The organism is Mycobacterium sp. (genome assembly GCF_035697385.1).
In the GTDB taxonomy this organism is placed as follows: Bacteria; Actinomycetota; Actinomycetes; order Mycobacteriales; family Mycobacteriaceae; genus Mycobacterium.
In genome coordinates, this window is the sequence record NZ_DASSCY010000101.1 from 1 (window position 1) to 11,156 (window position 11,156).

At 64.6% G+C, this 11,156-nt stretch carries 11 protein-coding genes and 2 pseudogenes; 7 read left to right on the top strand and 6 right to left on the bottom strand.

The window, feature by feature from the left end:
* Window positions 1-809: oxidoreductase (locus tag VFH65_RS08840; RefSeq protein WP_353320769.1), on the top strand; the 809-nt coding region annotated here is incomplete at its 5' end.
* A 45-nt stretch (window positions 810-854) separates the two neighbouring features.
* Here the strand turns inward: VFH65_RS08840 and glpK are convergent.
* Window positions 855-2,372, bottom strand: coding sequence for a glycerol kinase GlpK (glpK, locus tag VFH65_RS08845; protein WP_353320770.1), 1,518 nt, complete (start codon window positions 2,370-2,372; stop codon window positions 855-857).
* 97 nt (window positions 2,373-2,469) lie between these two features.
* On the opposite strand from glpK, the gene VFH65_RS08850 reads away from it, so the two are divergent.
* Complete coding sequence (locus VFH65_RS08850) at window positions 2,470-3,252, top strand: class I SAM-dependent methyltransferase (RefSeq protein WP_353320771.1); 783 nt, start codon at window positions 2,470-2,472, stop codon at window positions 3,250-3,252.
* Between the two features lie 44 nt (window positions 3,253-3,296).
* On the opposite strand, the gene VFH65_RS08855 is transcribed toward VFH65_RS08850, so the two are convergent.
* From VFH65_RS08855 to VFH65_RS08865, 3 genes are all read right to left on the bottom strand, one after another.
* Entirely contained in the window at window positions 3,297-4,175 is an 879-nt protein-coding gene (locus VFH65_RS08855) for an AraC family transcriptional regulator (protein ID WP_353320772.1), read from the bottom strand.
* A complete protein-coding gene (locus VFH65_RS08860) occupies window positions 4,162-4,578 on the bottom strand; it encodes a DUF1801 domain-containing protein (RefSeq protein WP_353320773.1) in 417 nt (138 codons plus the stop codon). Before VFH65_RS08860 ends, VFH65_RS08855 begins: the two co-directional genes overlap by 14 nt.
* A gap of 155 nt (window positions 4,579-4,733) precedes the next feature.
* Complete coding sequence (locus VFH65_RS08865) at window positions 4,734-5,909, bottom strand: acyltransferase family protein (RefSeq protein WP_353320774.1); 1,176 nt, start codon at window positions 5,907-5,909, stop codon at window positions 4,734-4,736.
* A gap of 82 nt (window positions 5,910-5,991) precedes the next feature.
* Between VFH65_RS08865 and VFH65_RS08870 the strand changes: the two genes are divergently transcribed.
* Together VFH65_RS08870 and VFH65_RS08875 are read left to right on the top strand one after the other, a co-directional pair.
* On the top strand, window positions 5,992-7,476 hold the full coding sequence (locus VFH65_RS08870; RefSeq protein ID WP_353320775.1) for a glutamate--cysteine ligase: 1,485 nt from the start codon (window positions 5,992-5,994) through the stop codon (window positions 7,474-7,476).
* Between the two features lie 2 nt (window positions 7,477-7,478).
* Window positions 7,479-7,916 (top strand): hypothetical protein, encoded by a 438-nt coding sequence (locus VFH65_RS08875; RefSeq protein ID WP_353320776.1) that lies wholly within the window; start codon window positions 7,479-7,481, stop codon window positions 7,914-7,916.
* Window positions 7,917-7,938: 22 nt separating this feature from the next.
* Here the strand turns inward: VFH65_RS08875 and VFH65_RS08880 are convergent.
* Window positions 7,939-8,133, bottom strand: a pseudogene (locus VFH65_RS08880) (C4-dicarboxylate transporter DctA); the annotation flags it as partial.
* Between the two features lie 413 nt (window positions 8,134-8,546).
* Between VFH65_RS08880 and VFH65_RS08885 the strand changes: the two are divergent.
* The 3 genes from VFH65_RS08885 to VFH65_RS08895 are packed head-to-tail and all read left to right on the top strand — an operon-like array spanning window position 8,547 to window position 10,773.
* Complete coding sequence (locus VFH65_RS08885) at window positions 8,547-9,302, top strand: TIR domain-containing protein (RefSeq protein ID WP_353320777.1); 756 nt, start codon at window positions 8,547-8,549, stop codon at window positions 9,300-9,302.
* A gap of 6 nt (window positions 9,303-9,308) precedes the next feature.
* Window positions 9,309-10,232 (top strand): hypothetical protein, encoded by a 924-nt coding sequence (locus VFH65_RS08890; protein WP_353320778.1) that lies wholly within the window; start codon window positions 9,309-9,311, stop codon window positions 10,230-10,232.
* A gap of 13 nt (window positions 10,233-10,245) precedes the next feature.
* Window positions 10,246-10,773: a hypothetical protein gene (locus tag VFH65_RS08895; protein WP_353320779.1), complete on the top strand. Its 528-nt coding sequence runs from the start codon at window positions 10,246-10,248 to the stop codon at window positions 10,771-10,773.
* A gap of 32 nt (window positions 10,774-10,805) precedes the next feature.
* On the opposite strand, the pseudogene VFH65_RS08900 reads toward VFH65_RS08895, so the two are convergent.
* Window positions 10,806-11,156, bottom strand: a pseudogene (locus VFH65_RS08900) (ergothioneine biosynthesis PLP-dependent enzyme EgtE); the annotation flags it as partial.

An 11,156-nucleotide genomic window follows, 5' to 3' on the forward strand; every position in this document is an offset into this window, starting at 1 on the left:
TCGGCGCCATGCAACTGCCAGGGCCCGGCGTATTCGGCCCGCCCCGTGATCACGATCAGGCGCTTGCGGTGCTGCGGCGCGCAATTGAGCTCGGAATCAACCACATCGACACCGCGCAGTTCTACGGCCCGAATGTCTCCAACGAGCTCATTCGCGAGGCTCTGCACCCGTATCCCGCCGACCTCGCTCTGGTCAGCAAGGTGGGAGCGCGCCGCGACGACACCGGAGGGTGGCTGCCCGCACAGGAGCCCGACGAGTTGCGCGCCGACATCGAGGAGAACCTGCGCACGCTGGACATCGACCGCCTTGCCGCCGTCAATCTGCGCATCCACGCCGGTGATCCGAGTTCAGTCGGCCCGGTCGACCGTGACCTGTTCGACCGTCAGCTGACCGCGATGATCCAGGCTCGCGACGAGGGCTTGATCGCCGGAATCGGCTTGAGCAGCATCACCATTGAGCACCTGAAGATTGCGCTGGACCGCACCCAGATCGTCTGCGTTCAGAACGCCTTCAACCTCGTCGACCGTAGTTCCCAACCGGTGCTCGACGCATGCATCGAACACGACATCGCGTTTGTGCCGTTCTTCCCGCTGGGGTCGGGATTCACCGCCGACAACCCGGTGCTTGGCCACCCCGCCGTTCAGAGTGAGGCCGCCAAGCTCGGCCGGACCCCGGCCCAGGTCGCACTCGCGTGGACATTGTCGTTGGCGCCCAACGTATTACTGATTCCGGGTACTTCGTCGGTGTCGCATCTCGAGGAGAACACCGCGGTCGCCGACATCAAACTTGACGCCGCCGCCTCATGGTGATTTGTGGAGCCGCAGCGGCGCTCGGCGCCGGTGCGGCTCCACAAATCACTCGACGTCGACCCAGTCCAGCGTCCGCTGCACCGCCTTCTGCCAACCCGCGTAGCCGGCGGTGCGCTGCTCATCGGTCCACGCAGGCGTCCAGCGCTTGTCCTCCTGCCAGTTGGCGCGCAGGTCGTCGGCGTTCTCCCAAAAGCCCACGGCCAGACCGGCAGCGTAGGCCGCGCCCAGCGCGGTGGTTTCCGCGACGACCGGCTTGATGACGTCGACGCCGAGCACGTCGGCCTGGATCTGCATGCACAGGTTGTTGGCGGTGATGCCGCCGTCGACCTTCAACACTTCCATGTGCACACCGGAATCGGCCTCCATCGCGTCGACGACGTCACGGCTCTGGTAGCAGATCGCCTCCAGCGTGGCCCGCGCCAGATGCGCGTTGGTGTTGAACCGGGACAGCCCGACGATGGCGCCGCGCGCATCCGAGCGCCAGTACGGTGCGAACAAGCCGGAGAACGCGGGCACGAAGTACACGCCGCCGTTGTCGGGCACCTGGCGAGCCAGCGATTCGCTCTGTGAGGCGCCGCTGATGATGCCCAACTGATCCCGCAACCACTGCACCGCCGATCCGGTGACCGCGATCGAACCCTCAAGGGCATAAACAGGTTTCGCGTCACCGAACTGATAGCAGACGGTGGTCAGCAGCCCGTTCTCGGATCGCACGATCTTCTCGCCGGTGTTGAGCAACAAGAAGTTACCTGTGCCGTAGGTGTTCTTCGCCTCGCCGGCATCAAGGCACACCTGCCCCACCATCGCGGCCTGCTGATCGCCGAGGATGCCGGTCAACGGGACCTGGCCGGCGACCGGTCCGTCGTCACGGGTGATGCCGTAGGACCGCGGATACGACGACGGCTTGATCTCGGGAAGCATCTGGCGCGGGATGCCGAAGAACGACAGCAGCTCGTCGTCCCAGTCCAGGGTCTCCAGGTTCATCAGCATGGTGCGGCTTGCGTTGGTGACGTCGGTGACGTGCACGCCGCCGCGGGGCCCGCCGGTCAGATTCCACAGCACCCAGGTGTCGGGGTTGCCGAAGATGGCGTCACCGTTTTCGGCCGCTTCCCTGACACCGTCGACGTTTTCCAGGATCCACTGCACCTTGCCGCCGGAGAAGTACGTCGCCGGCGGCAGGCCGGCCTTGCGGCGGATGACGTCGCCGCGGCCGTCGCGATCCAGCGCCGACGCGATGCGGTCGGTGCGGGTGTCCTGCCACACGATCGCGTTGTAGTACGGCCGTCCCGTTTTGCGATTCCAGACCAGCGACGTCTCGCGCTGGTTGGTGATGCCCAGCGCGGCCAGGTCGGTGGCCGACAGGTTGGTCTTGTTCAGCGCCGAGGCGATGACGGATGCGGTGCGCTCCCAGATCTCGACGGGATTGTGCTCAACCCAGCCGGCTTTCGGCAGGATCTGCTCGTGTTCGAGTTGGTGACGTCCGACCTCGGCGCCGTCGTGGTCGAAGATCATGCATCGGGTGCTGGTGGTGCCCTGGTCAATGGCCGCAACGAACTCTGCCAACTCGTGCCCCCTTCTACTGTGACATTCCCCGGTCGCTACGCTCTCCCCTGGCCTTCGGCCGTGGGCCCAGCCCGCCGGATAACTCCAATCGACCATGATGGCCTACATGGGTTCGCGAACAGTCGACATTGAAAGCATGCCGCGCGGCGGGCCGGATGCGTCCTGCGTCGACCGGCTGCTGCAGACCGACCGGCTCGAGTACATCGACCGTGACTCCGACTCTCCTGCCGACGACGCGCGCAAGCGCAGCGTCATCCGCGCACTGGAGTGGACCGGCGACTTCTTCGGCAACACCGAGAAGTTCGCCCGCATCGCGCTCGACGAAGTGGCCGACGTTCCCGACCCCAAGATCCTCGAGCTGGGCGCCGGCCACGGCGCGCTGTCCCGCAAGCTGCTCGAATGGCATCCGACCGCCGAGGTCACCGTCACCGACGTCGAGGCGCCATCGGTGGCCAACATGGCAGCCAGCGATCTGGGTGAGCATCCGAGGGCGACGGTCCGTGACATGGACGCGACCAACATTGACGCCCCCGACGGGCATTTCGACCTTGCGGTGTTCGCATTGTCGTTCCACCACCTTTCGCCGCCGTTGGCTTCGCGCGCGTTCGCCGAAGGCACCCGCGTGGCGGACAAGCTGGTGATCATCGACCTGCCGCGGCCGCCCTCACCGCTGCACGTTCTGCGGCTGGCGATGATGCTGCCGCTCGCCCCGGTAGTGCCGTTCATGCACGACGGGATGATCAGCTCGCTGCGGGCCTACAGCCCGTCGGCGCTGCGCGCGCTGGCCGCACATGCCGACCCCGCGATTGACGTCGAGCTGCGTGGCGGCCTGATGAGCCCTCAGATCGTCGTGGCTAGCCGTCAACCTCAGTCCATTTAACCGCGGGAGCGGCCAAAGTCGCTGTCGCCCTTGGCAATGACCGCCTAGGCGTCCTGCAGTGGCAGCCACATCTCCGTCACGGTGTCGGCAGGCGATGTGTGGCGCGGCAGCGTGATGTACTGCTCGACGACCGGACGGTCCGCGAGGGCCCGGCCCGATTCCACCACCCAGCACCCGCACAGCCACGCATACTTCGCGGGCATGTCCGCATAGGGGCCGACGTGCGTCAGCACAGCGTAGGTGCCGCCTGCGATCGTGTACGGCTCGATGCTCGCCGCCCCGTCGGCGAGCGGCTCCACCGGCCCGCGTAGATCAGCGGGACGCTCGAAGCAGGCCCGCGAACGCAGGTCTGCCTCGGGGGTGACGGTCGGGTCGGAGTGGAACACGCCGGTAAAGCGCTGCTGCGACGGTTCGTAGCCATGGGCCGCGAACCACACTCCAAGCTCGGCGAACGCGCGGTTGATCTCGATGTAGGAGCCGCGGTGCAGGACTGAGAGGGACTCCATGGGCGCCACGTTCCGCACCTCGACCTCGAAGGCCTGCTCGTCGAATGCCGCTCGTGCCCTGTTGAACGAGGCATGAGTGCCGACGGCGCGGAAGCGAGCGGGTGGCATCCCGTGCGCGCCCTTGTACGCACGCGAGAACGACGCGACGTTGGGATATCCGCACTCGCGGGCGATTCTCGCGATGGGCGAGTCAGTGGTGGCGAGCATGAACGACGCGCGCTCCATGCGCAGACGTCTGACCAGTGCCGCGATACTCTCCCCAAACGCCGACTGGTAGATGCGATGCCAATGCCGGGGCGACAGGCCGCCCACCTGGGCGAGCTTGATCAGATCTAGTGGTTCGGCGAGGTGCTCGTAGATGTAGGCGAGGACAACATCGAAGCGCTCCTCGTAGTCGATCCACTCATGTGCACGCATCGTCGCGCCCGCGGAGCTTGTAGGTGAGTGCGAGCTCGATGCAATGCTCAAGCTCGGCGGCGGGGACGGCCGCTGTGGGGTCGAGCACGGCCGCTCGGTTGTCGCGGAACGTGAGGTGCGGGAACCTCTCTCGCCACGTCTGCACAAGGGTGGTCTGGCAGTGGACGAACAGCGCGACGCGGTCGGCGTCGACCCGTCCCAGCCGCACGGTGGTACCGGAGCGAGACTGCTCGGGCAGGTAACTGGGCTGACCCCACTTGAGAGTCTCGACGAGTGGGCCGATCCTGTGGTGTCTGTCGGCGACCGCGAACACCAGTTCTCGCACGGCGAGCAGGCACGCGCGGTGCGGCGACGCGAACGCGTCGAAGGCCGCTTGCACTCGCAGGTCCTCGATCGGTCGCATGCCTTCCCCTAGACGAGCGGGCCCTGGAGGCCGATGTTGACGCTTGGGGTCGGTGCGGACAGTTCTGGAGTCGCCATGTGGGCACTGTACGACGACGAGGCTTTGCATTACTTGCCATGCCAGCGAATAGCTTTTGGAGCTGTCGACGCGGCGATTCATGGGCGATTTTTCAGTTTCGAGTTCGACCGGCCGCTGACCCGGGGCCGGGTCAACCGGTGCAGCAGCCAGGCAAGCGGGATCGTCAGCGCCAGCGTCACCGTAAACAGTCCCAGCGCCGAACCGGTGTACACCGGCCACCGCAGCACCGAAACGAGCGCGATCTCCATCACGATCACGTGGAGCAGGAAGATCTCGTAGGAGATCTCGCCCAGCCACACCATCGGTCTGCTGCCCAACACACGCGCGTACCACCCGCTGTCGCCCAGGGCCAGCGGCGCCACCACCGCGGTGGCGATCGCCGCGAAGAAGAGCGTCTTGGCCACGTCCTGACCCATGTCGAGTGCCGGAGCGTTGTTCGCGCCGGCGATGGGCGTCGACACCACGAGATACGCGCCTACGACGAACGGCAGGACCGCGACTGCGTAGCAGCGAACGCCCTTGGTCTGCAACACCGCAAGCGCCATCCCGCCGACGAACCACACCAGATAGTGGGGCAGCCACAGGCCCGCGCCGTTCGGTAGCCAGTCGGTGCGATGGATGACGATCAACCACACCGGACTCAGTGCGCCCAACACGGCCAGGCCTGCCAGCACGAGCCCGGGCTGCCAGCGACGGCGGCACAGCACCGCAAGCAACAGGTAGGCCAGCAGCGGTAGCACCGCGTAGAACGCCACCTCCACCGCCAGGCTCCACATCTGGGTGAGGCCTTGATGCAGATAGGTCTCCAGGTAGTCGCTGTAGATCTGCGTCAGCGTGAGATTGCGAAGCAGGCCGTGCCAGGTATGGCCGGGGTTAGGGACAATGTCGCGAAATTGGTACACCGCATAGGCGATGAACACCGTGACGACGTATGCGGGCATGATGCGCCGCACCCGATTCCGGGCGTACCGGCTCAGCACCGGCGGGGCCTCCGCGGTGGCAGCGGCCCTGACCCACGCACCGAAGAGCAGGAAACCCGAGAGGACGAAGAAGATCGCGACGCCGATCTCCATGCGCGACGACAGCAGGCCGGCGTAGCCGCGGTTGTACGCCCCGGTGCCGTATGCCGCGTGGGTGCCCATCACGAGCAGCGCGGCGACAGCGCGCATACCGGTGAGCGAGGCGACCCGGTCGACCGTCGAAACCTGTTCGAGACCGCCCTGGTCTACGTCGCTGGTCGACGACGCGGTCACCGCGTCAGTATGCGCTGCCTCCTGCATGCGTTTCTGCGCGATTTCCTTGCGCCGCCATCACCGAAGCTGTTGCATCGGCGTTGTGGGCGAAGAAGTCAAGCAGACCGAGTACAGCCGCGCGCACCGCCGCGAATACCGGCGCAAGGTTCAGCTGTGCCTGGACGTCTTCGAAACCATGCTCGCGCAATCCAGTTTCGAGTTCGACCGGCCGTTGACGGGCATGGAGATCGAGTGCAACCTCGTCGACGGCGACTATCAGCCCGCGATGAGCAATCAAGAAGTGCTCGCCTCGATCGCCGATCCGGCGTATCAGACCGAATTAGGCGCCTACAACATCGAATTCAACGTTCCGCCACGGCGGTTGCCCGGTCGGGCCGCACTCGAGCTGGAATCCGAGGTCCGGGCCAGCCTTAACGCCGCCGAGGACAAGGCCAACGCGCACGGCGCGCACATCGTGATGATCGGCATCCTGCCGACGCTGATGCCCGAACACCTGTCAGGCCACTGGATGAGCGACTCGACGCGCTATCAGGCGCTCGAGAACTCGATCTTCACCGCCCGCGGCGAGGACATCCACATCGACATTGCCGGGCCCGAGCGGCTGAGTCTGCAGCTGGCGTCAATCGCACCGGAATCGGCGTGCACCAGCATGCAGCTGCACCTGCAGGTCTCCCCCGCGGACTTCGCGAAGAACTGGAACGCCGCGCAGGTGCTCGCCGGGCCACAGCTGGCGCTCAGCGCCAACTCGCCCTACTTCTTCGGCCACCAGCTGTGGACCGAGACCCGGATCGAGCTCTTCACCCAGGCCACCGACACCCGCCCCGACGAGCTCAAGACACAGGGCGTGCGCCCGCGGGTGTGGTTCGGCGAGCGGTGGATCACGTCGGTTTTCGACCTGTTCGAGGAGAACGTCCGCTACTTCCCGTCGCTGCTGCCGGAACTTTCCGATGAGGATCCGGTGTCCGAGCTGGCCGCGGGCCGCACCCCGCGGCTGGCCGAACTGCGGCTGCACAACGGCACCATCTGGCGGTGGAACCGCCCGGTGTACGACGTGGTCGACGGCAAGCCGCACCTACGGGTGGAGAACCGAGTACTGCCCGCGGGTCCGACCGTCATCGACATGCTGGCTAATGCGGCGTTCTACTACGGCGTGCTGCGGACGCTGTCCGAAGAGGACCGGCCGCTGTGGACGAAGATGAGTTTTGCTGCGGCACAACATAATTTCGTCGAGTCAGCCCGGTACGGGATGGACGCGCGGCTGTACTGGCCCGGCCTCGGCGAGGTGACGCCCGACGAGTTGGTGCTGCGTCAATTGTTGCCGATGGCCGACGAAGGGCTGCGCCGCTGGGAGGTGGCCAGTGATGTGCGCGACCGCTACCTGGGAGTGATCGAAGGGCGCGCCAAGACGGGGCGCAACGGCGCCGCGTGGCAGGTGTCGGCCGTCGCGGCGCTGCACGAGCGCGGGCTGAGCCGGCCCAACGCACTGGCGGAGATGCTACGGCTGTACTGCGAGCGGATGCACAGCAACGAGCCGGTGCACACATGGGACGGCCCGGGCGAGGGGTGATCGTGCACAAGTTATGGCTGTTGGCATTGGTGTTGGGGATGACGCTGGTGGGCTGCCATTCGAACCCGAAGGCGGTTGCCGAACCTGTCGAATTCAGCCTCGACAAGGAATTCAGTCTGACAGGGGGCGAGGAAGCAACGATAGGCGGCGAAAAGCTACGCCTGCGATTCACGGAGGTGCTGGAGGACTCGCGCTGTCCCACGCAGGTCGAGTGCGTCTGGACCGGACAGGCGCGGATTGCCGTCCTCGTCCAGCCGCAGGGCCGCGAGCCGACGACAGTGGAGCTCAACACGAATCCCGCACCGGGCCAGAACGTTCAGACGGCTCAGGTCGGCGAGTACACGGTGAGCCTGCAGTCGCTTGACCCCTACCCGCAAACCATCGACGAGTCGACTGCTCTCGACCAGTACCGGGCGACGCTAGTGGTGCACAAGGCGTAGGCATATACCACCTGCGGGTTGAGGCTTCCTCGGGTTCCTCGTCGTCGAGCATGGTGCTTTCGTCGAACGGCTTGTCGCCGTGGAGTACCTGCTGGATCTCACGTTGGTCCACCGTGTTCGTCCAATGGCCGACGAGCACGGTGGCGACAGCGTTGCCGGAGCAGTTGGTGAGCGCGCGGGCCTCCGAGATGAACCGGTCGATGCCGACGATGACACCGCGGACCACGGCGACGACCACCGTGATGTAGAGCCAGTGGGTCTTATCGCGTTTGGGTCTGTTTCGGCTTGTCGACGGCCGGCTTGGCCGCGCTGTATGACTGCGTCGTCTCTTGGCTCCCTTGTCCGGCGCAATGCTCGGGTAAGCAAATGTGCGCTGCGTCGCAGCTGCGTAGCCATCGCCGTTAGGGCTTCGGCGGCATACGGCCATCGGTAATGTTGCCCGCAATACGGTCCCCATTCGAACCATCGCGGGAGATCACAGTGGCTGTTCAGCGGCGGATATTCGTAAGTGTCAACGCCGACTCCAGCATGGACCACGATCGGCGTCGCCTTGGTATTAAGAGAGCCGTACTTGACCAACTAAGAAGCGCTGGGTACACACCACAAGTCTTCTTCGAAGAAGGCCTGCCGATGGGCATGGGATGGACCTTCAACAACGTGGTCAACGTGATGCGTCGGTGCGTTGGCGCAGTCGTGCTTGGCTTCCCTCGGTGGCGCGCGACGATCAGCGGGTCCCCCATCAGAATGATCGGCGAATTCAGCCATATCGAGGGGGCAATTGCACTGTCGCTTGGGCTGCCCACTTTCATCGCGGCAGAACCTGACCTACTCGATCGAGGAATCATCTTCAAAGGAGGTGGATTCCAAATCGCTCCGATACCAATCGACGCCGACCGCGAAACTATCTTCACTGGGAGCTTTGGCCGAGCGTTTGATGCGTGGACGACCAAACTCGGCGAGCAGCGGGACATTTTCCTGGGGTTCTGTAGCAAGTCCGCCGGCTTCGCCGCGCAAGTCGAGGCGATCCTCACACGTGCTGGTGCGACCGTCCACAACTGGGCAATGGACTTCGGGGTCGGCTTCTCCATTCTCGAGGAAATCCATGCCGCGCGGACGCGGTGTGACCGCGCAGTATTTATCTTTAGCGAAGACGATCCGTTAGAAGGAACCGCGAGTCAGGCCGCCCCCCGAGACAACGTCGTTTTCGAGGCCGGTTACTTCATTTCGGCGCGAGGTCCCGGGAATACCCTCATCATCCGGGTTGGCAACGCAAAAATGCCTGCGGATCTCGGCGGAGCAATCTACCTCTCCATCCCGTCCGTCGCAGACGGCCCAGCCCTAATCGAGGCACGCCTACGCGATTTCGCGATTGACGGCATACTGTAGTCCGGTATGGCGCGCGTCTTTTCGTACCTCGATCTTGTGCGCGACCTGCCCGCGCCTAGCTCAGACATCAACCGCCTCGCCAACCAAATACACGCACTCCCCGCATTGCAGTCTGGTCATGCCGTCCTCGTCGGCTCCGCGGCTTGGGGCCAAGCGTCGTGGCGTAGCGACATCGATGTGGTTGCCTACGACTGCAACGCAACCTCGCTTCTGCAAGAGACGATCAAGGATCTTCGGGCCGAGTACGAAGAAGCTGCGCAGCATATGGCTCCGAAGGTCGAGATAATTCTCATCGGGGCAGAGCACGAGGAACTGGTCGAGCGCGACAACCTTGTTTCAGGCAGCGTGCCGATCTTGGAGCCGGTGACCATCTCGGAAATCTTCCGACAAGTCAGCGTCCGTCTCGGCGACCACCTGCGTGCTCTCGCGCAGGCCAAAGGCGATCCCTGGAGGTCGTTTGCAACGAAATATGCGATTGGCTCAGAGAGCGACGGGGATGCGATCCTTGATCTGTTGAGCAGCTATGCGTCCAAAATCGCGTCTGGTTGGCGCGAGAACGAATGGTCGCCGAAAATCACAACGCTTTCCGAATCGCATCTAGAACAACTCGGACATGCTGACGGATTTGCAACGCACCTCGTTCGCCTCGTTCTTTCCCACCAGAGCTCGTACCCGATTCCAGACCGTCGCGTTGACATCCGTCCGGCCCTCTTGTCCCTGGGCGAACTGGGCGAACGCATTCAAAAAGTGCTGGCGCCGTTCTTCGCGTTCGCCGACGAGTACGAGAACCTGGCTCAGCGCGTGCGCAATGCAGATCCCATCACGCACAACGAGTTTGACCGCTCGATCGTTACAGCTGCAGCGAAGATGGACTTCGATGCAGTTGAGCGGCTCATCTGGTCGTACAGCGCAGAGAACCGGGCGCGGTAGCGTTATGCGACGAGTGCTCGTGGTAGGGCCAGTCGCGGCTGGAAAAACCCATGTAGCGAAGGAAGTTGCACAGCGGACGGGCATCCCGCGAACCGAACTCGACTCACTGCGCTTCGACGATCGCTGGAACCCGCTCCCCGAGAACGAATTTCGCGCCCTTGTCGAAGAGATCGCGGGCAGACGCCAGTGGATTATTGATGGCAACTACGCGTCCGTCCGCGATGTACTTTGGCGCCATGCGGACACAGTCACATGGCTCGACTACTCATTACTGACGGTCATGCGACAGCTCTTGTGGCGGACGATGCGGCGAATCTTCTCCCATGAGGATCTCGGCGGCGGCAGAAGAGAGAGCTTGCGAAGGCTCTTCAGTTCGCAATCCATCGTGTGGTGGGCTATTCGATCTCACGGCTCGCTACGTGCCGAATACGAGCGGGCGAGCCAGGTATACGGTTCACGCGTCGACGTCGTCCGACTGCGATCGCCGCATCAGGCGGAGAACTGGGTCGCCACGATCAAGACTGGTGCTGCCGGCAGTTGACCTGGCATGCAGAGGTTGGATCGCGTGGCGCATCACACCTGGGCAGTCGCGGCCGCCAGGGCTTCGGCGAACAGTTCAAGGTCTTCTGCCGTGCTGTCGACGTGCGGCGATGCCCGCAGCACCGGTGACCGCATCTCGAACGGCGCTCGCTGCACCTCGGCGTAGGTGGTGACGATGCCGCGCTCGGCGATCAGCCATGCCCGCACCTTCTGCGGGTCGGCGCCGTCGACCGGCTCCAGCGTGGTGATCGCCGTCGGCTCGTCGGTCGGCTCGACGACCCGCCAGCCGCTGACCTGTGCCAGTGCCCCGCGCGTCAACTGGCCGACCTCGGCCAGCCGGTCGCGGATCTGTGCCGGCCCCGCCGACATGTGCTCGCCGAGCGC